The organism is Rhodobacter sp. CZR27 (assembly GCF_002407205.1).
Lineage (GTDB): Bacteria > Pseudomonadota > Alphaproteobacteria > Rhodobacterales > Rhodobacteraceae > Cereibacter_A.
This window is the reverse complement of the sequence record NZ_CP023548.1, coordinates 401279-426915: the sequence shown is the minus strand read 5'-3', so window position 1 is coordinate 426915 and position 25637 is coordinate 401279. Positions and strand designations below refer to the sequence as shown.

26 protein-coding genes are annotated in these 25637 nt (G+C 67.4%); 3 read left to right on the top strand and 23 right to left on the bottom strand.

Annotated features, from left to right (window positions below; translation table 11 throughout):
• The first annotated feature begins 189 nt into the window (after positions 1-189).
• On the top strand, positions 190-2607 hold the full coding sequence (gene pheT, locus CK951_RS02225; protein ID WP_096784612.1) for a phenylalanine--tRNA ligase subunit beta: 2418 nt from the start codon (positions 190-192) through the stop codon (positions 2605-2607).
• Between the two features lie 51 nt (positions 2608-2658).
• On the opposite strand, the gene CK951_RS02220 is transcribed toward pheT, so the two are convergent.
• Together CK951_RS02220 and CK951_RS02215 are read right to left on the bottom strand one after the other, a co-directional pair.
• Complete coding sequence (locus CK951_RS02220) at positions 2659-3315, bottom strand: DUF1523 family protein (RefSeq protein WP_096784611.1); 657 nt, start codon at positions 3313-3315, stop codon at positions 2659-2661.
• Positions 3316-3322: 7 nt separating this feature from the next.
• Positions 3323-3592 carry a hypothetical protein gene (locus CK951_RS02215; protein ID WP_096784610.1) on the bottom strand — a complete coding sequence of 90 codons (270 nt, stop codon included), beginning with the start codon at positions 3590-3592 and terminating at the stop codon, positions 3323-3325.
• 118 nt (positions 3593-3710) lie between these two features.
• Here CK951_RS02215 and CK951_RS02210 point away from each other — a divergent pair, with 118 nt between their 5' ends.
• Positions 3711-4994 (top strand): acetylornithine deacetylase/succinyl-diaminopimelate desuccinylase family protein, encoded by a 1284-nt coding sequence (locus tag CK951_RS02210; protein ID WP_096784609.1) that lies wholly within the window; start codon positions 3711-3713, stop codon positions 4992-4994.
• A 22-nt stretch (positions 4995-5016) separates the two neighbouring features.
• Here the strand turns inward: CK951_RS02210 and panC are convergent, their stop codons facing one another.
• Together panC and panB are read right to left on the bottom strand one after the other, a co-directional pair.
• Positions 5017-5856: a pantoate--beta-alanine ligase gene (gene panC, locus CK951_RS02205; protein WP_096784608.1), complete on the bottom strand. Its 840-nt coding sequence runs from the start codon at positions 5854-5856 to the stop codon at positions 5017-5019.
• Positions 5856-6692, bottom strand: a complete 837-nt coding sequence (gene panB / locus CK951_RS02200; protein WP_096784607.1) for a 3-methyl-2-oxobutanoate hydroxymethyltransferase — start codon at positions 6690-6692, stop codon at positions 5856-5858. Before panB ends, panC begins: the two co-directional genes overlap by 1 nt.
• Positions 6693-6889: 197 nt before the next feature.
• Between panB and CK951_RS02195 the strand changes: the two genes are divergently transcribed.
• Entirely contained in the window at positions 6890-7231 is a 342-nt protein-coding gene (locus tag CK951_RS02195; RefSeq protein WP_096784606.1) for a cupin domain-containing protein, read from the top strand.
• Positions 7232-7428: 197 nt separating this feature from the next.
• Here the strand turns inward: CK951_RS02195 and CK951_RS02190 are convergent, their stop codons facing one another.
• From CK951_RS02190 to secY, 19 genes are all read right to left on the bottom strand, one after another.
• Positions 7429-8193 (bottom strand): L,D-transpeptidase, encoded by a 765-nt coding sequence (locus CK951_RS02190; RefSeq protein WP_198402384.1) that lies wholly within the window; start codon positions 8191-8193, stop codon positions 7429-7431.
• Between the two features lie 129 nt (positions 8194-8322).
• Complete coding sequence (locus CK951_RS02185) at positions 8323-9528, bottom strand: M24 family metallopeptidase (protein WP_096784605.1); 1206 nt, start codon at positions 9526-9528, stop codon at positions 8323-8325.
• 263 nt (positions 9529-9791) lie between these two features.
• Complete coding sequence (locus CK951_RS02180; RefSeq protein ID WP_096784604.1) at positions 9792-10160, bottom strand: 2Fe-2S iron-sulfur cluster-binding protein; 369 nt, start codon at positions 10158-10160, stop codon at positions 9792-9794.
• Positions 10161-10383: 223 nt separating this feature from the next.
• Positions 10384-11172 carry an amino acid ABC transporter ATP-binding protein gene (locus CK951_RS02175; protein ID WP_096784603.1) on the bottom strand — a complete coding sequence of 263 codons (789 nt, stop codon included), beginning with the start codon at positions 11170-11172 and terminating at the stop codon, positions 10384-10386.
• Positions 11173-11182: 10 nt separating this feature from the next.
• Positions 11183-12511 (bottom strand): amino acid ABC transporter permease, encoded by a 1329-nt coding sequence (locus tag CK951_RS02170; protein WP_096784602.1) that lies wholly within the window; start codon positions 12509-12511, stop codon positions 11183-11185.
• A gap of 1 nt (position 12512) precedes the next feature.
• The gene (locus CK951_RS02165; protein ID WP_096784601.1) at positions 12513-13775 is read right to left on the bottom strand and encodes an amino acid ABC transporter permease; all 1263 of its coding nucleotides are present in this window, start codon (positions 13773-13775) and stop codon (positions 12513-12515) included.
• 154 nt (positions 13776-13929) lie between these two features.
• A complete protein-coding gene (locus tag CK951_RS02160; RefSeq protein WP_096784600.1) occupies positions 13930-14946 on the bottom strand; it encodes an amino acid ABC transporter substrate-binding protein in 1017 nt (338 codons plus the stop codon).
• Positions 14947-15174: 228 nt separating this feature from the next.
• Complete coding sequence (locus CK951_RS02155; protein WP_096784599.1) at positions 15175-15882, bottom strand: ATP12 family chaperone protein; 708 nt, start codon at positions 15880-15882, stop codon at positions 15175-15177.
• Positions 15882-16925 carry an RluA family pseudouridine synthase gene (locus CK951_RS02150; RefSeq protein ID WP_096784598.1) on the bottom strand — a complete coding sequence of 348 codons (1044 nt, stop codon included), beginning with the start codon at positions 16923-16925 and terminating at the stop codon, positions 15882-15884. The genes CK951_RS02155 and CK951_RS02150 overlap by 1 nt, the downstream gene beginning before the upstream one ends.
• Complete coding sequence (crcB, locus tag CK951_RS02145; RefSeq protein ID WP_096784597.1) at positions 16922-17299, bottom strand: fluoride efflux transporter CrcB; 378 nt, start codon at positions 17297-17299, stop codon at positions 16922-16924. Before crcB ends, CK951_RS02150 begins: the two co-directional genes overlap by 4 nt.
• Positions 17300-17330: 31 nt before the next feature.
• Entirely contained in the window at positions 17331-18644 is a 1314-nt protein-coding gene (locus CK951_RS02140; RefSeq protein ID WP_096784596.1) for a replication-associated recombination protein A, read from the bottom strand.
• A gap of 38 nt (positions 18645-18682) precedes the next feature.
• Complete coding sequence (locus CK951_RS02135; protein ID WP_096784595.1) at positions 18683-20071, bottom strand: trypsin-like peptidase domain-containing protein; 1389 nt, start codon at positions 20069-20071, stop codon at positions 18683-18685.
• Positions 20072-20125: 54 nt separating this feature from the next.
• Entirely contained in the window at positions 20126-20737 is a 612-nt protein-coding gene (locus CK951_RS02130) for an autoinducer binding domain-containing protein (RefSeq protein ID WP_096784594.1), read from the bottom strand.
• A gap of 277 nt (positions 20738-21014) precedes the next feature.
• Positions 21015-21434 carry a 50S ribosomal protein L17 gene (gene rplQ, locus CK951_RS02125; RefSeq protein ID WP_096784593.1) on the bottom strand — a complete coding sequence of 140 codons (420 nt, stop codon included), beginning with the start codon at positions 21432-21434 and terminating at the stop codon, positions 21015-21017.
• 99 nt (positions 21435-21533) lie between these two features.
• Positions 21534-22550 (bottom strand): DNA-directed RNA polymerase subunit alpha, encoded by a 1017-nt coding sequence (locus CK951_RS02120; RefSeq protein ID WP_096784592.1) that lies wholly within the window; start codon positions 22548-22550, stop codon positions 21534-21536.
• Positions 22551-22665: 115 nt separating this feature from the next.
• Complete coding sequence (rpsK, locus tag CK951_RS02115) at positions 22666-23055, bottom strand: 30S ribosomal protein S11 (RefSeq protein ID WP_011909468.1); 390 nt, start codon at positions 23053-23055, stop codon at positions 22666-22668.
• Between the two features lie 13 nt (positions 23056-23068).
• The gene (gene rpsM / locus CK951_RS02110; RefSeq protein WP_096784591.1) at positions 23069-23437 is read right to left on the bottom strand and encodes a 30S ribosomal protein S13; all 369 of its coding nucleotides are present in this window, start codon (positions 23435-23437) and stop codon (positions 23069-23071) included.
• Between the two features lie 176 nt (positions 23438-23613).
• The gene (locus CK951_RS02105) at positions 23614-24267 is read right to left on the bottom strand and encodes an adenylate kinase (RefSeq protein WP_096784590.1); all 654 of its coding nucleotides are present in this window, start codon (positions 24265-24267) and stop codon (positions 23614-23616) included.
• A gap of 10 nt (positions 24268-24277) precedes the next feature.
• The gene (secY, locus tag CK951_RS02100; protein ID WP_096784589.1) at positions 24278-25636 is read right to left on the bottom strand and encodes a preprotein translocase subunit SecY; all 1359 of its coding nucleotides are present in this window, start codon (positions 25634-25636) and stop codon (positions 24278-24280) included.
• Position 25637 lies beyond the last annotated feature (1 nt).

Sequence of the window (25637 nt, the reverse complement as noted above, 5' to 3'; positions counted from 1 at the left end):
GCGCGGGCGGTCGGGCGGAGGGTGCATCCAGTCTTCCATGTCCGTCAGCTAAAGCGATCTTGTGGACAAAAGGTTGACGCCGGATCCGCGGCGGCGGAACAGCACGTTTCCCGCGGGGAAACCCCGGCCTTCCCCTTGCCGCCCGATTGCGCTAAGGCCCATCCGCAACCAATTCCGAGGGGCGCGCCGATGAAATTCACCCTGTCCTGGCTGAAGGATCACCTCGAGACCGAGGCCCCTGTCGACGAGATCGCGACCGCGCTGACCGATCTCGGGCACGAGGTCGAGGGCATCGAGGACCCCGCGAAGACGCTCGGCGCCTTCCGCATCTGCCGCGTGATCGAGGCCCAGCCGCATCCGAACGCCGACCGCCTGCGGCTCTGCCGGGTCGAGACCTGGCCGAACGGGCCGGAGGCGCCCTCGCAGGAGGTGCAGGTGGTCTGCGGCGCGCCGAACGCGCGAACCGGCCTGATCGGCGTCTTCGCCCCGGTCGGCACACATGTGCCCGGCACCGGCGTCGACCTGAAGCCGGGCGTCATCCGCGGCGTCGAGTCGAACGGGATGCTGTGCTCCGAGCGTGAACTGATGCTCTCGGACGACCATGACGGCATCATCGACCTGCCGGCGGATGCGCCGCTGGGCGTCCGCTTCATCGACTATCGCGGGCTGAACGATCCGGTGATCGAGGTGAAGATCACGCCGAACCGGCCCGATGGCCTCGGCGTCCGCGGCCTCGCGCGCGATCTGGCTGCGCGTGGGCTGGGCCGGCTGAAGCCGCTCGTGGTGGAGCCCGTCCCGGGCCGCTTCCCCTCGCCCGTCGGCGTCACGATCAGCGAGGAGCTGAAGGCCAAGGGCTGCCCGCTTTTTGCCGGGCGCACCATCCGCGGCGTGAAGAACGGCCCCTCGCCCGAGTGGCTGCAGGACCGGCTGAAGGCGATCGGCCTGCGGCCGATCTCGGCGCTAGTGGACATCACCAACTACTTCACCATCGGGCTGAACCGTCCGCTCCACGTCTTCGACGTGGCGAAGGTCAAGGGCGACCTGCGCATCCACGCCGCCCAAGGGGGCGAGGAACTGCTGGCGCTCGACGGCAAGACCTACACGCTGCGCGCCGGGCAGATGCTCATCTCCGACGACGAGCAGCCCGAGTCGCTGGCGGGGATCATGGGCGGCGAGCTTTCGGGCTGCACCGAGACGACCACCGACGTCTTCCTTGAATCCGCTCTCTGGGACCCGATCACCATTGCCGCGACCGGCCGGGTGCTGAAGATCACCTCGGATGCCCGCTACCGGTTCGAGCGCGGCGTCGATCCGGCCTTCGCGCTGCCGGGGCTGGAACTTGCGACGCGGATGATCCTCGACCTCTGCGGCGGCGAGCCGTCCGAGGTGGTGATGGACGGCGCGGTGCCGGATACCTCGCGCGCCTATCGCTTCGACGCGAAGCGGGTGGTCAGCCTCGTCGGCATGGAGATCCCCGAGGCCGAGCAGCGCGCGACGCTGGAGGCGCTTGGCTTCACGCTTCAGGGCGACATGGCCTCGCCCCCCTCGTGGCGCCCCGACGTGCAGGGCGAGGCCGATCTGGTCGAAGAGATCGCCCGCGTCGCCTCGCTGACGAAACTGGAAGGCAAGCCTCTTCCCCGCGCGCAGGCCGGCGTGCCGAAGCCGATCCTCACGCCGCTTCAGGTGCGCGAGCAGGCGGCGCGGCGGACGCTGGCGGCGCTCGGCTACAACGAATGCGTGACCTACAGCTTCATCGACGAGGGCGCGGCCGCGCTCTTCGGCGGCGGGTCCGAGGCGGTGCGGGTCGAGAACCCGATCTCGTCCGAGATGACCCACCTGCGCCCCGACCTGCTGCCGGGCCTGCTGCGGGCCGCAGCGCGCAATCAGGCGCGCGGCTTCATGGACGTGGCGCTGTGCGAGATCGGCCCCGCCTTCCACGGCGGCGAGCCGGGCGAGCAGCATCTGCAGGCGACCGGCCTTCTGGTCGGCGCTTCGGCCCCGCGCGATCCCTTCGGCTCGCGCCGGCCGGTGGATGTCTATGACGCCAAGGCGGATGCCGAGGCGGTTCTGGCGGCGGTTGGCGCTCCCGCGAAGATGCAGATCACCCGCAAGGTCGCCTCGTGGTGGCACCCGGGGCGGTCGGGCGTGATCGGCCTCGGTCCGAACGTGCTGGCCACCTTCGGCGAGCTGCATCCGAAGGTCCTGCGCGAGATGGACGTGAAGGGGCCGGCGGTCGCCTTCACCCTGCTCATTGCCAACGTGCCGCTGCCGAAGGTCAAGACCCCGACCCGGCCGGCGCTGAAGCTTTCGGACCTGCAGGCGGTCGAGCGCGACTTCGCCTTCGTGGTGGATCAGGGCGTCGAGGCGCTGGCGCTGGTGAACGCAGCGCAAGGGGCCGACAAGACCCTGATCGAAAGCGTGCGCGTCTTCGACCAGTTCGCCGGCGAGAAGGCCGAGGCGCAGATGGGCGCGGGCAAGAAGTCGCTCGCCATCACCGTCCGCCTCCAGCCTGTCGACAAGACGCTGACCGAAAAGGACATCGAGGCGGTGTCTGCGAAGATCGTGGATAAGGTCTCGAAGGCCACGGGCGGCACGCTCCGGGCCTGAAACGAAAGGCGCCGGGGCATCCCCGGCGCCCCGCCTGTCATCCGGCGCGCCTCAGTTGCGCAGCGAGTTCAGCCAGGCGCGGAAACGCCCCGCGCTGGTCCTTGCCTGCTTGCGCGCCCGCTGGGTCTGGGAGTCCCAGGCATCCTCGATATCCTCCAGCGCCGGATCGATCGTGCGCTCGCGGAACTGCATCCACATCTTGTAGATCATGAAGGCGATCAGTCCGAGGGTCAGGAAGAACAGGATGTTGAACCACGGAATGATCGTCGTGTCCGGCCCCGCGACCGGCTTCAGGTTCAACGCGTTCGGAAAGATCGTGAACAACTGGTTCCGCCAGCCGTAATGGGTGATCGAGACCCATTGCGGGGTGCCGCTGGTCGAGGTCAGGTCGGTGGCCTTGGCCTGAACGTCGAAGCTGTTGACCTTGAAGTAGGGCGGCCAGCCCCAGCCGGTATCCTCGTTGCGGTAGACCATCGTCTTGCCGTTGGGAAACACCGCCTGGATGAACTTCACGTCGCGGCTGCCGGCGTTGGCCACGTTGGTGCCCGCATCGGGCGCGGCGAAGAAGAAGCTGTTCTCACCCAGATCCATGCGCTGGGTGTTGGTGCCGACGATGCGCACGATGTCGTGCTGAGGCAGGGTGTAGTGCAGGAAGGCCGCGATCAGCAGCGCCACCAGCGCCAGAGCCGTCCACTTTGCGTAACGCATGACAACCTCACGAGAAATTGTGGATCCAGAACAGGACCACGAACAAAACCTGCGGCACGATGTAGACGAAAAGCACCAGCCTGGCCCGCAGGCTGCGGCGAAAGTCCATCATGCCTGTCTCGATATAGTCCTCGCGCTCGCCCGAACCATCCCCCGCGTCGTATTCCTTCTCGAGCTTCTCGCGATGCAGCGAGTTGATGTAGACCGAAAGCAGCAGGAAGATCACCGTCTGCACCACGAGACCCAGAAGGGCGAGGCGAAGGAAACCCAGGATCATGCCATCCTCCGTGGTGCGAGGGGTCGCTGCGCCGTTCTAGCGCAGGGCGCATGGTCGCGGTAGCGGGCAGAAGGACGCGCCGTTGCCAACGGGCGGCGGTCCTGCCAAGCTCCCAGCAATGGAGGATGCTCGCCTGATCGCGGAAGTCGAAGGCCGTCGCGAGGCGCTGGTGGCGCTCGCGCGGGATCTCGTGCGCATCCCGACGCTGAACCCGCCGGGGCGGAACTACCGCGAGATCTGCGAGATCCTGGCGGCACGCCTCGCGCCCGGGTTCGAGGTGGAGTTGATCCGGGCCGTCGGCGCACCGGGCGATTCGGAGGCCCATCCGCGCTGGAACCTGATAGCACGGCGGGAGGGCGCCCGGCCCGGCGACTGCGTGCATTTCAACTCGCATCACGACGTGGTCGAGGTGGGCCACGGCTGGACCCGCGATCCGTTCGGCGGCGAGGTCGAGGGCGACCGGCTTTACGGCCGTGGGTCCTGCGACATGAAGGGCGGCCTTGCGGCCTCGGTGATCGCGGCCGAGGCGTTCCTTGCCGCCTGCCCCGACTTCGCCGGCTCGATCGAGATTTCCGCCACGGCGGACGAGGAGTCGGGTGGCTTCGGCGGCGTGGCGTGGCTGGCCGAGCACGGCCGCTTCGCCCATGTCCAGCACGTCCTGATCCCCGAGCCCTTGCACAAGGACCGCATCTGCCTCGGCCATCGTGGCGTCTGGTGGGCCGAGATCGAGACGAAGGGCCGGATCGCGCATGGCTCGATGCCCTTCCTCGGTGACAGCGCCATCCGCCACATGGGCGCGCTGCTGGCCGAGATCGAGGACCGGCTTTATCCGATCCTCGCCACCCGCCTCACGGAAATGCCGGTCACGCCCGAGGGCGCGCGCCAGCCGACGCTCAACATCAACTCGATCCACGGCGGCGAGCCGGAGCCCGAGCCGGGCTACACCGGCTTGCCCGCGCCCTGCGTCGCCGACCGCTGCCGGATCGTGATCGACCGCCGGGTGATGATCGAGGAAGACCTCGGCGCGGTGAAGGCCGAGTTGCGCGGGCTCGCGGAGCGCCTTGCCGAGACCCGCCCCGGCTTCGCCTTCGAGATCCGCGACCTGTTCGAGGTGCACCCGACGATGACCGATCGCGAGGCGCCGGTGGTGCGCTCGACCGCCGCAGCGATCGAGCGGGTGCTGGCGCGACAGGCTGAATTCGTCGTCTCGCCCGGCACCTATGACCAGAAGCACATCGACCGGATCGGCAAGCTGAAGAACTGCATCGCCTATGGTCCGGGCCTGCTGCGTCTGGCGCACCAGCCCGACGAGTGGATCGGCATCCAGGACATGCTGGACAGCGCGAAGGTCATGGCGTTGACCCTCGCCGATCTGCTGGGGCAAGGGCAGGCCCGCGGCTGAATCGGGATCGCGGGACTGCGGGCTACACTGGAATGTTGTCGATCAGCCGCACGCCTTCCAGCGTGGCTGCCGCGAGCAGCCGGCCGTCGCCGTTCAGCCGCTCCATCGGCTGCAGCAGGTCGGCCGAGCGCAGCTCCAGATAATCCACCGCCTCGTATCCTGCCGTCAGGACAGCGGCGCGTGCCGCGTCCAGCGCCTGCGGAGCCGCGGTGCCGGCGCGCATCGCCTGGGCCGCCTCCTGCATGGCGCGATGCAGCGCCGGGGCCAAGGCGCGGCCCTTTTCGGACAGGCGGACGTTGCGCGAGGACATGGCAAGGCCGTCCGCCTCGCGCACCGTGGGGCAGCCGATGATCTCTACGGGGATGTTCAGATCGGCCACCAGCCGCCGGACCACCATCAGCTGCTGCCAGTCCTTCTCGCCGAAGAAGGCGCGGTCGGCCATCGTCATGCCGAAGAGCTTTGCCACGACCGTCGCCACGCCATCGAAATGGCCGGGCCGATGCGCACCCTCCAGCGGTTCGCTGACGCCGGCGACCGAGACCGAGGTGGCGAAGCCCGGCGGATAGACCTCCTCGGGCGCGGGGGCAAAGATCGCATCGACGCCGACGGCTGCGAGCAGAGCCGCGTCGCGCTCCTCGGTGCGGGGATATTTCTCCAGATCGGCGGCGCTGTTGAACTGCTTCGGGTTGACGAAGATCGTCACGACCACCCGGTCGCAGGCGGCGCGCGCGCTGCGGGCAAGGCTCAGGTGGCCTTCATGCAACGCGCCCATGGTCGGCACCACGCCGACGCTTTCGCCCGCCCATTTCCAGCCCGAGACGCGGGCGCGCACCTCGGCCACCGTCCGCAGCACCTGCGGCATCACCGGCCGTCCCCCTTCGGCAATTCGTCGGGAAAGACATGCTCGGGGCCGGGGAAGCGCCGGGCACGGACCTCGGCGGCATAGGCGGCGATGGCCTCGTCGGCGGCCTTCCCCAGATCACCGTAGCGTTTCACGAACTTCGGCCGGAACTCGGTAAAGAGACCCAGCATGTCGTCCAGCACCAGAACCTGTCCGTCGCAGCCGGCCGAGGCGCCGATGCCGATGGTGGGGATCGCGAGCGCCTCGGTGATCCGGCGGGAGAGCCCGTCCGGCACCTTCTCGAGCACCACCGAGAAGGCGCCCGCCTCGGCCACCGCCTGCGCATCCGCCATGACGCGCTCGGCGTCCGCGCCGCGGCCCTGCACCTTGTAGCCGCCCAGCGAGTTGACCGCCTGCGGCGTCAGGCCGACATGCGCCATGACCGGGATGCCACGCTCGACGAGGAAGCGGATCGTCTCGGCCATGTGCCGCCCGCCCTCCAGCTTCACGGCGGTGCAGCCGGTCTCGGCCATCAGGCGGCGGGCGCTGGCGAAGGCTTGCGCCGGGCCTTCCTCGTAGCTGCCGAAGGGCATGTCGATCACCAGCATGGAGCGCGAGATCCCGCGGGCGACGGCCTGGCCGTGCAGGATCATCATCTCCATCGTCACGCCCAGCGTCGAGGGCAGGCCGTGCACCACCATGCCGAGGCTGTCGCCCACCAGCGTGATGTCGCAATGCGCATCCACCAGCCGCGCCATCGGCGTCGTGTAGGCCGTGAGGCAGACGATCGGCTCGCCTCCCTTCCGTGCCAGGATGTCGGCCGCCATCACCGGGCGGACGGGGCTGCTCGCGCTCATCGCTATTCTCTCCCCCCAGAGGAACCGTCGGCTCCGGATATAATGGCCAAGTGCCGGAAGGGCCAGCAGATCCTTCCCGCGCCCCGCGGCGCGGACCGCGATGCGCGCAAGGGTCGGGGCAGCGTGGCAGGCGTCTTCGGACCCTTGACCCCGGCCCGCGGCCGGCGATGCTGGCGGCGACCCGACAGGAGACAGCCATGACCCTCATCGCCAGACTGACCCGCGACGGCATCACCCCCGAGGTGGAGCGGCCCGATTCCGACCGGGTGATCGCGGGCGATCCGGTCCACACCACCTGGAACGTCGAGGAGCGCGACGGCCTCTGGTGCGGTCTCTGGCAGTCCACGCCCGGCAAGTGGCGCGTGAGCTATGCCGAATGGGAATATGTCCGCATCCTCGAGGGCCGCTCGGTCCTGACGGCCGGGGACGGCAGCCGGGTCGTGCTGGAAGCCGGTGACAGCTGGATCATCCGGCCCGGGTTCGAAGGCACGTGGGAGGTGCTGGAGACCACGCTGAAGGACTATGTCATCCGGCTCTGAGGCCGGAGGGCCCCGCACCTGCCGCCCCGCTTCGCGACGCAGCCGGCCTGACGGGCAGGCGCCGGCCGACCTGATCGCCCGGCGGGCCGACGATGCGACCCGGCGGGGCTCCGACCTCTGCCGGTGCAGCGCGGAAGCCGCGGCGCGTTCCGGAACAGACCCGGCCGGGGAGTCGGAACGCGGCCTTCGGCGGCGTCTCAGCGGGCGGTGGCCGGGACACCGGACAGCAGGATCTCCTCCTCGGCGGTCAGCGCCTCCGCAGTGCCGGGGGTGGCGCGACCGTATTCGTCGTCGTGGAACGGCCCCTCCAGCGCCAGCGACTCCGATTCGGAGCGCACCTTGACCGGCGTGCCGATGTTCGTCCGGTTGTAGAGGTCGATGGCGTCCTGATTGAACAGGCGGATGCAGCCGGCCGAAGTGGCGTGCCCGATCGACGAGTTCTGCACCGTGCCATGGATGCGGAACATGGTGTCCCGACCGCCGCGGTAGAGATAGAGCGCGCGCGCGCCAAGCGGATTCTCGAGCCCTCCGGGCAGGCCGGCGGCATAGGGACGATACATCTCGGGCTGGGTCCGCAGCATGTTCAGCGTCGGCTGCCACGACGGCCACTCGCGCTTGCGCCCGACCTTGGCATTTCCGCGGAACGCAAGGCCCTGACGGCCCACGGCAATGGCGTAGCGCATCGCCTTGCCCTCCTCGGTCACGAAGTAGAGCCGCCGCGCATAGCTGTCGACCACGATGGTCCCGGGCTTCTCGGAGCCGGCGTAGGGCACTTCCTGCCGCACCGTATCAGGCGTGAGGTAGCGCGTCGGCACCGGCTGGATGAAGAACTCGCCATCCTGGATGCCGGGATAGAGCGGATGATCCTGTGGCGGCATCGGCGCGGGAGCGGACGCGCAGGCGGCGAGGAACGGAAGAAGCGCGAAGAGGGCCAGGGAGAGAATGCGTCCGGTCACGGTCAACCCACGTCAGGAATGCTGCCTGACAAGATCGGACATGGCAGGCGCCCTGCGTCAAGTCCCGAAGGCGAGGAATCTCCCCGGGCGTGGCGCCCGGGGATCACCTGGGGCGGTTGCCCGCCGGCAGGACCGTCAGCCGACGACGTTGAAACCCGGGCCGTAGGGGTAGCCCGTGATGTTCTCGTTGCCGTCCTCGGTGATCACCAGGATGTCGTGCTCGCGGTAGCCGCCCGCCCCGGGCTGCCCCTCGGTGAGCGTCAGCATCGGCTCCATCGAGATCACCATGCCCGGCTCCAGCACCGTCTCGATGTCCTCGCGCAGTTCCAGCCCCGCCTCGCGCCCGTAGTAGTGCGAGAGCACGCCGAACGAGTGGCCATAGCCGAAGGTCCGGTATTGCAGCAGGTCGCGCTCGGCGAAGAGGGTGTTGATCTTCGCGGTGATCTCGGCGCAGGAGGCGCCCGGCTTCAGGAGGCTCATGCCGTATTCATGGGCGGCGACGTTGGCCTCCCAGATCTTCAGGCTGGCCGGGTCCACCTCACCGACGAAAAGCGTGCGTTCCAGCGCGGTGTAATAGCCCGAGATCATCGGGAAGCAGTTGAGCGAGAGGATGTCGCCGCGCTGAAGCGCGCGGTTCGTCACCGGGTTGTGCGCGCCGTCGGTGTTCAGGCCCGACTGGAACCAGACCCAGGTGTCGCGATACTCGGCCTCGGGGAAGCGCCTGGCGATCTCGCGCTCCATCGCGTCGCGGCCGGCGATGGCGATCTCGATCTCGGTCGCGCCGACCTTCACCGCGTCGCGGATGGCGTAGCCGCCGACATCGGCCACCTGTGCGCCCTGCCGGATCAGGGCGATCTCGGCGGGCGACTTGAGCATGCGCTGCGCCATGGTGCCGGGGGCGATGTCCATGCCGCGCGAGGGCTTGAGGAAGACGTTGAGCTTCTCGGCCTGCACCATGGTCAGGTGATCGGCCTCGCAGCCGATGGCCTTGCCGGTGCCGGTGACACCTGCGACCGTGCGCCAGAAGTTGTCGCGCTGCCAGTCGGTGTAGGTGATGTTGTCCCCCGCGCTCCTCCGCCACGGCTGGCCGGCGTCGATGCCCGCGGAAACGGTCACGCAGTCGGTGGGCGTCACCACGCAGGCATAGGGCCGTCCGAACGAGCAGTAGAGGAAGCCCGAGTAATAGGCCACGTTGTGCATCGAGGTGAGCACCACGGCGTCGAGCGCGTGCAGCTCCATCAGGTCGCGCAGGCCGGCAAGCCGCGCCTCGTATTCCTCTACGGCGAAGGGCAGCGCGGCCTTCTGGCCGTTGTGGCAGCGGTAGTTTTCGGGACGTTCCATATCGGACCTCATCACAAGGGGTCCGCGTGGAAGGGGACCCCGAAAGAGTCCCGGCGTACAGGACGGACACGGGAGGCTGACCCCCCGCAAGCACCGGAGGGGTCGCCCCCTCCTCGCGTCGACGCCATCGCCGCGTGCGCTGTTCCATGTCCGGGTTCTGCCCGGCAGACCCGCACCCCGAAGGGCGCGGGCGTTGTCATTTCATTCCCTCGCGGCCGGCCTTCTGTCAAGCGGCAGAACGCGTCGCGGCTCTCGGGACGGTCTCAGGCGCCGCCGGGGGCGCCGGTGAAGGCCACGGTCACGTCCTCGTCGCGGGCGATGAACTGGCAGGCGAGGCGATAGCGCGGCGGCAGGTCGAGCACTTCGGCATCCTCGATCTCCTTCGCGGTGATCCTGCCCAGTTCCTTCAGCTTGGCCTTCTCCTTCTCGGTCAGGTCGATGCCCTTGCGCATCGAGGGATCCTTGTAGGTCACCTCGATCAGGCATGAGGCGCAGTTGCCATCCTTGCACTCGAACGGGATCGGAACCTTGTGCTCCTCGGCAACCGCCAGGATCGTCTTGGTATCGCCCGCAACCGCATAGACGGTGAGGTCCTCGTGCATGATCGGCGACGAGAAGGTGATGTTGGCCATGTGACTTGTCCCTCTGAAAGCGCCCCTCCGCCGGAGACGGATCGGGCGACGCTCCTCCCGAAGGGAACGATAGCAAGCGGGGCCACCGGCGCGCGGGTGCCCGCGGTCGCAGGCGCGCGGCCCGGCTGCCGGACAAACAGCCGGATTTCCGGGCAATGAAGCCGAAAGGGCGCCGCTTGGGTCAGCGACGCCCTTTCTTTTGGCAGGCGCGGGGTGGTCGCCCTCAGTGGCCGAGAATCTGGCTCAGGAACAGCTTCGTCCGCTCGCTGCGCGGGTTGCGGAAGAACTCGCCCGGCTCGTTCTGCTCGACGATCTGGCCCTGGTCCATGAAGATGACCCGGTTCGCCACGGCCTGCGCGAAGCCCATCTCGTGCGTCACGCAGAGCATGGTCATCCCCTCCTCGGCCAACTCGATCATGGTGTCGAGCACCTCCTTGATCATCTCGGGGTCGAGCGCCGATGTCGGCTCGTCGAAGAGCATGATGCGCGGCTTCATGCAGAGCGAGCGGGCGATGGCCACCCGCTGCTGCTGGCCGCCCGACAGCTGGCCCGGGAACTTGTGGGCCTGCTCGGGGATCTTGACCTTGCGGAGGAAGTGCATCGCCACCTCCTCGGCTTCCTTCTTGGGGGTCTTGCGCACCCAGATCGGCGCCAGCGTGCAGTTTTCCAGGATCGTCAGGTGCGGGAACAGGTTGAAGTGCTGGAACACCATCCCGACCTCGGAGCGCACCTTGTCGATGTTCTTGAGGTCGGAGGTCAGCTCGATCCCGTCCACCACGATCTGGCCGGACTGGTGTTCCTCGAGCCGGTTGATGCAGCGGATCAGCGTGGACTTCCCCGAACCGGAGGGGCCGCAGATCACGATCCGCTCGCCCTTGTGGACGGTCATGTTCACGTCGCGCAGGACGTGGAAGCTGCCGTACCACTTGTTCATCTGGCTGATCTGGATCGCGACCTCGTCGCTCACCTGCATGTGGCTGCGGTCGATCTTGCGGTCGATGGCCTCGGACATGGACGGGCTCCTATCGGTGGTCGGTCTTCAGCCGGCGCTCGAGATACATCGAGTAGCGCGACATGGCGAAGTTGAAGGCGAAGAAGATCAGGCCGACGAAGATGTAGGGCTCCCAGTAGATGCCCTTCCAGTCGGTCGAGGCGCGGACGGCGTCGGTGATGCCCTTCAAGGGATCGAGAAGCCCCACGAAGACCACCAGCGTCGTGTCCTTGAACAGGCCGATGAAGGTCGAGACGATGCCGGGGATCGAGATCTTCAGCGCCTGCGGCAGGACGATCAGCCGCTGCGCCTTCCAGTAGTCGAGGCCGAGCGCATCGGCGGCCTCGTACTGGCCGCGGGGCAGCGCGGCAAGGCCGCCGCGGATCACCTCGGCGATGTAGGCCGCGGCGAAGAGGGTCACCATGATGATGACGCGCAGGATGATGTCGAAGGTCGTGCCCGGCGGCAGGAAGTAGTTCAGCAGCAGCGAGGCCGTGAACAGCAGCGTGATCAGCGGCACGCCGCGGATGAACTCGATGAACGAGACCGAGAGCAGCTTGACGAGCAGCATGTCCGACCGCCGGCCCAGCGCCAGCACGATACCCAGCGGCAGCGACAGCGTGATGCCCGAGATGCCGATGGTCACGGCGAGCAGGAAGCCGCCGAACTTGTCGGAGCGAACGGGCTCCAGCCAGAAGGGCGCCACCCGCCCGACTAGGCCCGTCAGGTCCCGCGACACGTCGCCCGCAACGAAGAGCCACCAGAGGATCGGCACGAGGATGGCACCCGCCACCGCCACGATGCTGCCGAACCGGGACAGCAGGCGATAGGCGAGCCACCCGAGGGCGAAGCCGGCCGCCGCCGTAACCGGCAGGAAGACCGAGCCGCCCCAGAGCAGCCAGAAGCCGATGAAGGGAAAGGCGAGGCTGAACCACAGCATCCCCCGCGGCAGGCGCAGGAACAGCACCGGGGCCAGCGCCACGAACAGCAGCACGAAGGCCAGCGTTGGGCGCCAGTAGAGGTGGTTCGGGTAGAAGCCATACAGGAACTGGGTCCAGCGCTCGCGGATCACCGCCCAGCATGCGCCGGTAACGCCCTCGCCCCAGCGCTCGGTGATGATCTGCCGGCACTGGCTCAGGTTGTCGGCCACCCAGACCGAGCGCGCCAGCCACGGCACGATCCCGTGCAGCAGATACCAGAGCAGGAAGACCCCGACGATGGTGAGCAGGATGTTCAGCGGCCCGGAGAACAGGTTCAGCCGCAGCCAGCGGATCACGCCGGCTTCGGCAACCGGGGGCGCCTCGGGCGGCAGCATGGTCTCGCGGACGAAGGGCACGGTCTGGGCGTGGGTCTCGCTCATCTCAGCGCTCCTTCAGCTTCACGGAGGCGTTGTAGACGTTCATCACGCCCGAGATGACGAGGCTGATGGCAAGGTAGATCAGCATCATCAAGAGCACGCACTCAAGCTCGCGCCCCGTCTGGTTCAGCGTGATGCCGCCCAGCGTGCCCCTCAGGTCGAGGTAGCCCACCGCGATGGCGAGCGAGGAGTTCTTGGTCAGGTTCAGGTATTGCGAGATCAGCGGCGGGATGATGACCCTGAGCGCCTGCGGCAGGATCACGAGGTTCATCGTCCGCGCCGGGCGCAGGCCGAGCGCGAAGGCGGCCTCGGACTGGCCGCGCGAGATGGCGAGGATGCCCGCGCGCACGATCTCGGCGATGAAGGCGCCGGTATAGAGCGACAGCGCCAGCCACAGCGCCATGAACGAGTTCGACACGTTCAGCCCGCCGGTGAAGTTGAAGCCCTTGAGCGTGGGAAATTCCAGATGGAACCCGAGCGCCAGCAGCACCGCGACCGGCAGGCCCACCAGCAGCAGGAGCGAGGTCCACCAGGTCGCCGGGCGAACGCCGGTGGCTTCCTGGATACGGGTGGCGCGCGCCTTCACCATGCGGTTCAGGAACCAGCCGATGACCACGGCCGCCATCACTGCGAGCACGTCGAGATTGACGTAGAACAGCCCGAGGTCCAGCCAGCCCAGCTCGCGGCTGAACACCGGGTTCGGCATCGCGGTATAGCGGTTGGTGATGGCGATGGCGTCGAGGAACATCGACTGGTTCGCCACGCCCGTCTCGGGGTTCGGGCGGAAGGCATTGGGCGCCGGCGTCGCCTCGGTGAAGACGGCGTAGATCAGCAGGATCCACAGCAGCAGCGGGACGTTGCGGAAGACCTCGACATAGACGGTCATCAGCCGCCCGACGAGCCAGTTCTTCGACAGCCTGAGAACGCCGACGATCACGCCGATAACCGTGGCGGCGATGCAGCCGAGCAGCGCGATCAGAAGCGTGTTGAGCAGCCCGACCAGCATCGCACGACCATGCGTGCTGTCATTGGTGTATTCGACCAGCCGCTGGCTGATGTCATAGCCGGCGCGGTTCCACAGGAAGCTGTAGTCGAAATCCTTGCCCAGTGCCTCGAGGTTGCGCACGGTGTTGTCCACCAGCCAGGCGGCGCCGGCCATGAACAGGAAGAAGACGAAGACCTGGATGGTAAGCGAACGATACCGCGTATCGTATAGCAGCATGCTGAGCCGAAAGCTGTCTTTCGGCACCTCGGCGACATTGGCCATGCGGTGTTTCCCCATTGTCCGGAAAGCGGGGCCGGATTGTCCCGGCGGGCTGGCGTCGTTGCGCCCCTCGCAGTCCGATCGTTGATGCCTCGCCTGCCTTCGGCGGCGGGTTCTGTCGGAAAGGGGCGCCCCTTGCGGAGCGCCCCCTGTCCGGTCAGCGGAACGGCGGAGCGTAGAGCAGGCCGCCCTGCGTCCATTGCGCATTCAGGCCGCGCGCGAGGCCGATCGGGGTCGCCTCGCCGATGGTCGCGGCGAAGATCTCGCCGTAGTTGCCGCCCACCGCGATCGCGCGCTTGGCCCAGTCCTTGTCCAGCCGGATCATCGGCCCGAGGTCACCCTCGACGCCGAGCAGGCGGCGGATCTCCGGGTTCGGCGAGGAAGCGGCAAGCTCCTCCATGTTGGCCGAGGTCACGCCGTATTCCTCGGCGGCGATCAGCGCGTTCAGCGTCCAGCGGACGATGTCGGTCCATTCATTGTCGCCATGGCGCGTGGCCGGCCCCAGCGGCTCCTTCGAGATGATCTCGGGGAGGATGATGTGATTTTCCGGATCGGCGAAGGCCGCGCGGGTCGCGGCAAGGCCCGAGGCGTCGGTGGTGTAGGCATCACAGGCGCCGGCGGCATACTGCTGCTCGCCCTCGGCGTTGGTCTCGACCGCGACGGGGGTATAGGAGAGGTTGTTGACCTTGAACCAGTCGGCGAGGTTCAGTTCGGTCGTGGTGCCGGTCTGGATGCAGACGGTGGCGCCATCGAGTTCCTTGGCCGAGGTCACGCCCAGATCCTTGCGCACCATGAAGCCCTGGCCGTCGTAGTAGTTCACGCCGACGAAATCGAGCTTGAGGTCGGTGTCGCGCGAGAAGGTCCAGGTGGAGTTGCGGGCCAGCAGGTCGACCTCGCCCGAGGCGAGCGCGGTGAAGCGGGTCTGGCCGGTGGTGGGCACGAACTTGACCTTGCTTCCGTCACCCAGCACGGCCGCGGCAACCGCGCGGCAGAACGAGACGTCGAAGCCGGTCCAGTTGCCGTTGGCATCGGGGAGGGAGAAGCCGGTCAGACCGGTGGAGACAGCGCAATTCAGCTCGCCCCGCGCCTTCACGTCGTCGAGCGTCGCTGCCGAGGCGATGCCGGCAGCAAGGCCCGCCACGGTCAGCGTGCCAAGAAAAACGGATTGTTTCATGCGTACCTCTTCCTGAATGCCGCCAGGTTCTCAGGCGGATTTTTGATCCCCGGTGAGCGAGGACGTCTCGTGTGGAGGATACCATCTCCACGGTGGACGCCAGTGTCGACCGAAGGCGTTTCAAACGTCAAGTCAAACCGGCGAAGTAGCCATTTTCGCAGCGAATTCACCCTGTTGCGAATCAAATGTGCAAAGTTGCGACGAGAGGCCGCCCCTGCCGGCCGATTGTCACCCGCACAAGGCGAAGAATCGCGCCGCATGCAGGAAGGCGGCCTTGCGCAGCGCCTCTGCCGCGGCGGCCTCCTCGTCCTCGCCCCACTGGCTCGCCTGCCAGGTCTCGTCGATGCGCGAGAGCGTCCAGGCCTCTTCGGCGCTCAATCGACCCTCGGCCACCGCGAAGGCCAGCACGAGCGAGCCGGAGATCGCCACGAGATCGTGGAAGGCCGCGATCTGGAAGGCGGAAAGGCCGCGGACCCGCTCCGAAAGGCGGGACAGGCTGTCGGCGGGCTGGGCCTCGGGCACGACGCCCTGCGTGGCGTGGAGGGGCGCCGCAAGGGCCTCGGACGCCCAGTCGAGCAGCGGGTCCCACCCAGCCTTCTGCCGCGCGACCAGCGCCGCGGGCGCCACGGCGCGGTAGCAGATCAGGTCGGTCTCGCCATAGGCGGCGAGAAGCCCGGTCACCTCGTCGAACTGGGGGGCCACCTTGTCGAGCGCGGAATTGGCAGAGCGGGTGAAGGGCATCGTCTCGGGCCGGACCTCGCGATCCTGCGCGCGCCATTCCTCGGCGATGGCCTCGGCGAGGCCGCGCGTCGGCACGACCAGCGCGCGCTTGCCCGGCGTCTTCACCTCGCGCCCGTCCAGGGTGACCGAGAAGCCCCCGTCCCGCTCCTCGACCCTTGCCTCGGTCCAGAAGCGCTTCAACGCCCAGCCAGCCATCACTTCCCTCCGAACGGATCTTCCGGCACGTCGCCTTCCTTCCAGTCCAGGAGCTTCCACGTCTTGGCCATGTGCGGCGGCAGGGGCGCGGTGCAGGTCATCGGCTCCTTCCGGATCGGATGCTCGATGGTCAGGCTCCGGGCATGCAGGTGCAGCTTGCGGCTGATCTCGCCGCCCAGCTGCGCCCCCCAGCCATCACCGGGATTCTCCTGGCCCGAGCCGCCATACTTGCCGTCGCCGACGATGGGGTGTCCGAGTTCGGCCATGTGCGCGCGCAACTGGTGCGTGCGGCCGGTGATCGGCGACAGCGCCATCCAGGCGCAGCGGGTGCCGAGGAACCAGAGCGTGAAGAAGTCGGTCTGCGCCCGCTTCGCCTCGGGGTAGTCGCCGACCTTGGCGGGGTGGATGCAGAGCATCTTCTCGCCCTCTCCGCCGCGGCCATGCCCCGGCGCCTTCATCAGCGCATACTTGATCGAGCCCTGCTTGGGGCTGGGCACGCCCGCGACCAGCGCCCAGTAGATCTTGCGGGTGTTGCGGTGGCGGAACGCCTCGGACAGCGCCCGCGCCACCCGGTCGGTGCGCGCCAGAACCAGCACGCCCGACGTATCCTTGTCGAGGCGGTGCACCAGCTTGGGCCGCTCCTTGTAGCCGAACTTCAGCGCCTCGGTCAGCCCGTCCACATGCCGGTCGCCCTGCCCCGAGCCGCCCTGCGAGGGCAGGCCCGCCGGCTTGTTCAGCACGATGATGTCGTTGTCGCGATAGATCACGCAGTCCTGGATCATCTGCTCGTCGGACTTCGTGACCTTCGGCGCCTCGGGCCGGGGGGCGTTCGGATCGGGCAGCGGCGGCACGCGGATCTCCATGCCCTCGGCAACGCGGTCCGAGGCCTTGGCGCGCGCGCCATCCACCCGGATCTGCCCGGTGCGGCACATCTTCTCGACCGCGCCCTGCGTCAGATGCGGGAAGCGGCGCTTGAACCAGCGGTCAAGACGCTGCTCGCCCTCGTCCTCCGTGACCGTCAGCAGCTGGACCCCGTTGCTCATGCGAACACCCCCCGCATCGTCGCCATCCCGGCGAACAGCGCGACCAATGACAGACTGACCGTTACCACCACATAGACCGCCGCAAGGCCCAGCTCCCCGCGCTCGTAAAGCGTCGCGGCATCCAGCGAGAAGGCCGAGAAGGTGGTGAATCCGCCGAGGATGCCGGTCATCAGGAAGGGCGCCCAGCGGTTGCCGCCCTTGTGTGCCAGCACGACCACCAGCACGCCCATCAGGAACGAGCCCAGGACGTTGACGAAGACGGTCCCGATGGGAAAGCCCGAGCCGAACAACCTCATCGAGGCGATGTTGGTGAGGTAGCGCGCCGAGGCGCCGAGGGCGCCACCCAGCGCCACTTGAAGAAGCGAGCTGATCATCGCGCCTCTCTGTTCCCCGCGTCCACCTTTGTCAACCGCCCTGCCGCCTCGCACGCAGCTTGGCGAAATAGTCGACGCGCTTCTTCAGTTCCCGCTCGAAGCCGCGTTCCTGCGGCAGATACCAGACGGGGCGCTTCATCCCCTCAGGGAAGTAGTTCTGACCCGAAAAGCCGTCCTCGGCGTCATGGTCGTAGGCGTAGCCCGCGCCATAGCCGATCTCCTTCATCATCTTCGTCGGCGCGTTCAGGATATGCTTGGGCGGCGGCTCCGATCCGGTCTGCCGCGCCGCCGCCCGTGCGGCCTTGTAGGCGGTATAGACCGCGTTCGATTTCGGGCTGAGCGCGAGATAGACCAGCGCCTCGGCCAGCGCGAGTTCGCCCTCGGGCGAGCCGAGGCGTTCGTAGGTCTGCCACGCCTCGAGACAGATCCCCTGCGCCTGCGGATCGGCAAGGCCGATGTCCTCGACCGCCATGCGGGTTATGCGGCGGGCCAGGAAGCGCGGGTCCTCGCCGCCCTCCAGCATCCGGGCGAACCAGTAGAGGGCCGCATCCGGATCCGAACCCCGCACGGATTTGTGCAGTGCCGAGATGAGGTTGTAATGCTCCTCGCCGGACTTGTCGTATTTCGCGGCCCGCCGCATCAGCCGCGTTGCCAGCTGGTCGCGGTCGAGGTGGCCCTTGACCTTCCAGGCCATCACCTGCTCGACAAGGTTCAGAAGCGCCCGCCCGTCGCCGTCCGCCATCTCGAGCAGCGCCTCGCGCGCCGGGCCGTCCAGCGGCAGGGCCCGGCCCAGCTCGTGCTCGGCCCGCTGGGCCAGACGCTCCAGATCGGCGAGGCTCAGCCGTTCCAGCACGATCACCTGCGCGCGCGACATGAGCGCGGCGTTCAGCTCGAACGAGGGGTTCTCGGTCGTGGCGCCGACGAGGAGGATCGTACCGTCCTCCATGTGCGGCAGGAAGCCGTCCTGCTGCGCCTTGTTGAAGCGGTGGATCTCGTCGACGAAGAGCAGCGTCCCCTGCCCGTTGGTCCGGCGCAGCCGCGCCGCCTCGAACACCTTCCGCAGGTCCGGCACGCCGGTGAAGATGGCCGAGATCTGCACGAAGGCCAGGTCGGTCTCCTTCGCCAGAAGCCGCGCGATCGTGGTCTTGCCGACCCCCGGCGGCCCCCAGAGGATCAGCGACGACAGGCTCCCCGAGGCGAGCATCGCGCCCAGCGGCCCCTCGGGCGACAGCACCTTTTCCTGCCCGATCACCTCGGCCAGCGCCTTCGGCCGCAGCCGGTCGGCGAGCGGGCGCGGCGCATCGGCGGCGGGGGCGGAGGGTCGGTCGAAGAGATCGTCGGACATGGGCCGAGCCTACGCCGGCCGCGCCGCGGGGGAAAGCGTCACAGCCGGAAGCGCAGACGCAGCGGCTGCCCCTCGCGCAGGATGTCCACCTGCCACCAGCGGGCGTTATCGCGCGAGGCGATCAGCACGTCGCGCGGACGCTCGATCCTTCGGCCGTTGATCTCGAGCAGCAGGTCGCCCGGGCGCAGGCCGGCCCGCGCGGCAAAGCTTTCGGCGTCGCGCACCACCACGCCTTCGGCCGCCAGCGGCAGGCCCAGTTCGGCGCTGACCGCGGGATTGATCCGCTCCACCGTCAGGCCGGCCAGCACCGACTCGCGCAGGGTCAGCGTCTCGCGCGGGGGATCGTCCGGTGGGGCGATCAACGCCACCTCGGCCTCGCGTTCGTCGCCGTCGCGCAGATAGGTCACGCGGGCCGTGGCGCCGATCCCCATGGCCGAGAGGCGGAACATCACCTCCTGCGGGCTGTCGGTGCGCTGGCCGCCAATCATCAGAACCACGTCGCCCGCGCGAAGCCCCGCCTTCCGGAAGGGGCTCGCCGCGTCGAGCTCGGTCAGCACCACGCCTTCCGGGCGCGGCAGCCCCATCGCATCGGCCATGGCGGCATCGACCGCCTGCCCGTTCACGCCGGCCCAGGGCCGCCGGAACCGCTCCTCGCCCGCCTCGGCCTGCGCCAGGAAACTGCGGACGAGGTTGGCGGGAATGGCGAAGCCGATCCCGTTCGAGCCGCCAGACTGGGTCAGGATCGCGGTGTTGATGCCGAGCAGCCGGCCCGCCGTGTCGACCAGCGCGCCCCCCGAGTTGCCGGGGTTGATCGCGGCATCCGTCTGTATGAAGTAGCCGCGCCCGCCGTCGATCGACAGCCCCGACCGCGCCAGCCCGGACACGATGCCCTGCGAGACCGTCTGGCCCACCCCGAACGGGTTGCCGATCGCCAGCACCAGCTCGCCCACCTCGACGCCGTCCGAATCGCGCAGCGGCAGGAACGGCAGGTCCGCCGCATCGGAGAGGCGCAGCACCGCGAGGTCGCTGTCCTCGTCGGCCAGCATCACCTCGGCCTCGTATTCGCGGCGATCGTTCAGCACGACCCGGATCGCATCGGCCTGCCCGACCACATGGTAGTTCGACACCACGATGCCATCCGCCGAAACGATCACCCCCGAGCCGAGCGAGTTCTGCACCCGCGGCTGCCGCCGGCCGAGATCGCGGAAGAAGCGGTCGAAGAAGGGATCGGCGGCGAAGGGGCTGACGCGCTGCTCGACCACGCGGGTGGCGTAGATGTTGACCACCGCCGGGGCGGCCTCGCGCACGACCGGGGCGAAGCTCAGCGCGATCTCGGAGGCGGAGGCGGGCACCCGGGTCTCGGCCGGAACGGCCAGCGGCAGAAGCGTCGCAAGAATCGGGACGGCAAACAGGACTGGCAGGCGCATGCAAACCTCATCGGACGCGGCGATATGTAAGCCGCGCCTGCGCCGGCGCAAGCGTCAGATGAGGCGATAGTCCTTGGCGCGCTGGATCGCCTCGGCGGTGGTGCGGGCGCCAAGCCGCGCACGCGCGCTTGCAATCCGGGCCTTCAGCGCGCTCTCCGAGATGCCGAGCTTGGCGGCCGCCGCGACATGCCGGTCGCCATTGGCGATGCAGCGCAGCGCCTCGATCTGCGGCTGGGTCAATTCCTCGGTCGGCAGCGTCAGATCATGCAACCGCTGGAATGAGGCAAACAGATCCGACATCTCCCCATCGGTGAATTCCCGATCCGTACGCGCGAAATTTCCAATGCTGCGCGAGCGGGCGGGACCCCAGGAAACCGTGCAGCCAAATTTCAGGCCGAATTCCCGGGCCGCGGAAAAGATTCCTTTCGGATCGGGCAAACCGAGATCGCTCCACCGCCGAATTCCGGTTTCCCCGATGGCCCAGATGATCGCCGGATCATGCAGGACGAATCCATGCTCGGTGTAATATTCGATCCAGTCCTCGCGGTAGGATTGCAGGACGATCAGGGGGGACGCGAAGCGGATGTGGAGGCCGATGAAGTAGCCCGCAGGCGCGAGGCGTTTCATCTGGCTGATTTCGATATCGGGTTTCGAATTGATCTTCATTTCGGAAACAATCTGCAACGAATCCCAGTTATGGACAATGGCGATAACAATTCGCAGGTGATGGCACTTCTTAACCGATCCTTTGCGAGTTTATTGCAGTGCAGTGATGAAGCAAACCCCGTTCTTTTCCAATGGTGAATCCGGCTGCCTGCAACTCGTCTTTGGCGGAAATCCCATACGTTTGACTGAAGCGGACCAATTCGAAGGGTCCGAAAAGAAATAGGCCCGCCATCCGAAGAGGCGGGCCTTTCTGATCAAGCGGACGTGTCGTCCGAAGTCACTCCTCGAGCGCTTCCTCGGCAGCCGTGCGCGCCTTGTCGGCAGCGCCCTTGGCGTTCGGGTCGCGGTCGACGAACTCGATGATCGCCATCGGGGCCATGTCGCCATAGCGGAAGCCGGCCTTCAGGACGCGGACATAGCCACCGGCGCGCTCGGCGTAGCGCGGCCCGAGGATCGCGAAGAGCCGCTCGACGTGGCGGTCTTCCTTGAGCTGGGCCGCAGCCTGACGGCGGGCGTGCAGGTCGCCGCGCTTGGCGAGCGTGACCAGCTTCTCGATGATCGGGCGCAGTTCCTTGGCCTTCGGCAGGGTCGTCTTGATCTGCTCGTGCTCGATCAGCGAGCCGGCCATGTTGGCGAACAGCGCCTTGCGGTGCTCGTGGGTGCGGTTCAGGCGGCGGTAGCCGCGGGCGTGACGCATGATGGTCTCCTAATGCTTTGTCTTGCCCTTCGTGCGTAGCGACGGGCTTCGTTGGGGCGGGATTGCCCAGGTGTCGAGAGGGGGCGTGACGCCCCGCCCTCAGAACTGGTCTTCGAAGCGCTTGGCGAGGTCTTCGATGTTCTCCGGCGGCCAGTCCTCGACGTCCATGCCGAGGTGGAGGCCCATGCCCGAGAGAACTTCCTTGATCTCGTTCAGCGACTTGCGGCCGAAGTTCGGCGTGCGCAGCATCTCGGCTTCCGTCTTCTGGATCAGGTCGCCGATGTAGACGATGTTGTCGTTCTTCAGGCAGTTGGCCGAGCGGACCGACAGTTCCAGCTCGTCCACCTTCTTGAGAAGCAGCGGGTTGAACTCCAGCCCGTCCTCGACATCGTGGCGGGTGGCCGATTCCGGCTCCTCGAAGTTCACGAAGATCGACAGCTGGTCCTGCAGGATGCGCGCGGCATAGGCCACCGCATCTTCCGGGGTCAGGCCGCCGTCCGTCTCGACGCGCATGGTCAGCTTGTCGTAGTCGAGCACCTGGCCCTCGCGGGTCGGCGTGACCTCATAGCTCACCTTCTTCACCGGCGAGTAGATCGCGTCGATCGGGATCAGACCGATCGGAGCGTCCTCGGGACGGTTCTTGTCGGCGGCGACATAGCCCTTGCCGGTGTTCACGGTGAGTTCCATGAACACGTCCGCGCCCTCGTCGAGGTGGCAGATCACGTGATCCTTGTTCAGGATCTCGATGCCATTCGATTCCGAGATGTCACCGGCGGTCACCACGCCCGGCCCCTTGGCCGAGATCGACAGGCGCTTCGGCCCCTCGACTTCCATCTTGATGGAGACGCCCTTGAGGTTCAGCACGATGTCGGTCACGTCCTCGCGGACGCCCGCGACGCTCGAGAACTCGTGCAGGACGTTGTCGATCTGGACGGAGGTAATGGCGGCGCCCTGCAGCGACGACAGCAGCACGCGGCGCAGCGCGTTGCCCAGCGTCAGGCCGAAGCCGCGCTCAAGCGGTTCGGCGACCACGGTGGCGACGCGCGCCGGATCGGCACCCGGCTTGACGACCAGCTGCGTCGGCTTGATCAGCTCGGCCCAGTTCTTGTGGATCATGCGTTTGCCTCCATACCTGTCGCCAGCCCATGTCCGTAAGCCGGCAACGCCCGAGGATCTGAACAAGTCGATCGGGCCGCGCCAGATGGCACGGCCCGATCCGATGGATCTGCGATCAGACGCGCCGACGCTTCGGCGGACGGCAGCCGTTGTGCGCCATCGGCGTCACGTCGCGGATCGAGGTGATGTTGAGGCCGGCGGCGGCCAGCGCGCGCAAAGCCGATTCGCGGCCCGAGCCCGGACCCTGCACTTCGACCTCGATGGTCTTCATGCCGTGTTCCTGCGCCTTCTTGGCCGCATCCTCGGCCGCCATCTGGGCGGCGTAGGGGGTCGACTTGCGCGAGCCCTTGAAGCCCATCGTGCCGGCCGACGACCACGAGATCGCGTTGCCCTGCACGTCAGAGATCAGGATCTTGGTGTTGTTGAACGAGGAGTTCACATGAGCAACGCCGGCGGCGATGTTCTTGCGCTCCTTGCGCTTCATGCGGGTCTTGTCACGTGCCATGTCTCAGCGCCCCTTATTTCTTCTTGCCAGCGATGGCTTTCGCCGGGCCCTTGCGGGTGCGGGCGTTGGTGTGGGTGCGCTGGCCGCGGACCGGCAGGCCACGACGGTGACGCAGGCCGCGGTAGCAGCCGAGGTCCATCAGACGCTTGATGTTCATCGAGGTCTCACGACGCAGGTCGCCTTCGACCGTGCAGTTCGCGTCGATGTATTCGCGGATCGCCAGCACTTCGGCGTCGGAAAGATCGTTCACGCGGCGGGCGCGGTCGATGCCCACGGCCTCGCAGATCTGTTCCGCGATGAAGGGGCCGATGCCCGTGATGTAGGTGAGCGCGATCGGAACCCGTTTCGCGGTCGGGATGTTGACGCCAGCAATACGTGCCAAACGTTTCTTCCTTATGTTGCGGTCCCGTAATTCCAGGACCTTTTTTCACAACCACCGGAGCCGGCAGTCGCTCCGGACTTGCAGCCGCGGGACAGACTCGCCGTCCGCGGCCGATTCCCCTTCGGGACGCCGTGATCTATGGGGTTTTGCTCCGCCCGTCAAGGGCAGATGCAAAGTCACCCCCGCTTGTCAAGAACCTTCGAGATCGCAGCGGAAACCTCGTCCATCTCGGCCAGGCCATCGACCGACGACAGCTGCCCCTTGGCGTAATAGTAGCCGATCAGCGGAGAGGTCTTCTTGTAGTATTCCATGAGCCGCTTCGACAGCGCCTCCTCGGTGTCATCGGCACGCCGGCGCAGGTCGGACGAGCCGCAGACGTCGCAGACACCCTCCTGCGCGGTGGGCTTCGTCTCGTCGTGATAGACCGCACCGCAGTTGCCGCAGGAATAGCGGCCGGTGATGCGCGCGACCAGCGCCGCGTCGTCCACCTGCATCTCGATCACCGCATCGAGGCCCTGCCCCATCTGGGCCAGAAGCTCCCCCAGCGCATCGGCCTGCGCCAGCGTGCGCGGGAAGCCGTCGAAGATGAAGCCCCCGGCAGCGGGCGTGGAGAGCTTCTCGCGGATCAGGCCGATCACGATGTCATCCGTGACCAGCTCGCCCCGGTCCATCACCTCGGCGGCGCGGCGGCCCATGTCCGAGCCGCTGGTCTTCGCCTCGCGCAGCATGTCGCCGGTCGACAGCTGCACCATGCCGCGGCTCTCCTCGAGCCGTTTCGCCTGGGTCCCCTTCCCCGCACCGGGCGGACCCAGAAGTATCACGTTCACCATCACTCTTCCCTCAGCGGCGGGTCGGAGCCTTCGCCCCTGTCCGCTTTCTCCCCCTCAGCTGCGACCGCTCGATCAGCCCTTCGTACTGATGCGCGAGCAGGTGCGACTGGATCTGGTTGATCGTGTCCATCGTCACCGACACCACGATCAGCACGGACGTTCCCCCGAAGTAGAAGGGAATGCCCAGCTGGTTGCGCAGGACCTCGGGCAGAAGGCAGACGGCCGCAAGATAGGCCGAGCCGATCACGAGGATCCGGTTCACCACATATTCGAGATATTCCTCGGTCTTCTTGCCGGGGCGGATGCCCGGGATGAAGCCGTTCTGGTTCTTCAGGTTCTCGGCCACGTCATCGACCTTGAACGCCACGTTCGCCGTGTAGAAATAGGCGAAGAAGACGATCATCGAGGCGAAGAACACCAGGTAGAGCGGCTGGCCGGGGCCGAAATAGGCCAGGATCGTCGACATGATCGGCCCGGTCTGGGCGCCAGAGAAGGTCGAGATCGTGACCGGCAGCAGAAGCAGCGACGAGGCGAAGATCGCCGGGATCACGCCCGCCGGGTTGACCTTGACCGGCAGGTGGGACGAGCCGCCGTCGTAGATCTTCATCCCGACCTGACGCCGCGGATACTGGATGTGGATCTTGCGCAGCGCGCGCTCCATGAACACCACGAAGGCGATCACCGCAACAACCATGACCATCACGCCGATGATCACCGCCGGGCTGATCGCACCCGAGCGGCCCTGGCTGAAGAATTGCGCCAGCGCGGCCGGAATTTCCGCCACGATGCCGACGAAGATGATCAGCGAGATGCCGTTGCCGATGCCGCGCGCGGTGATCTGCTCGCCGAGCCACATCAGGAACATCGTGCCGCCGACCAGCGTGACCACGCAGGCGGAGCGGAAGAACATCCCCGGGTCGGTGACGAGGTCGCCCGCCTCGAGGCTCATCGCGATGCCCCAGGCCTGGAAGGTCGCCAGGAACACCGTGCCGTAGCGGGTGTACTGGTTGATCTTCTTGCGGCCCTGCTCGCCCTCCTTCTTCAGCTGCTCGAGCTTGGGCACCATAGAGGCCATCAGCTGCACGATGATCGAGGCCGAGATGTAGGGCATGATGCCGAGGGCGAAGATGCCCATCCGGCTGATCGCGCCGCCGGTGAACATGTTGAGCATGCCGCCGATGCCGGCGGTCGCCCCTGCCATGAACTCGCGCAGCGCCGATCCGTCGATCCCCGGCACCGGGATGTAGGTGCCGAGACGGTAGACCATCAGCAGGCCGATGGTGAAGAAGATGCGTTGGCGAAGGTCCGTGGCCTTCCCGAGGGCGCCCCAACTCAGGTTCGACGCCATTTGCTCTGCAGCAGATGCCATG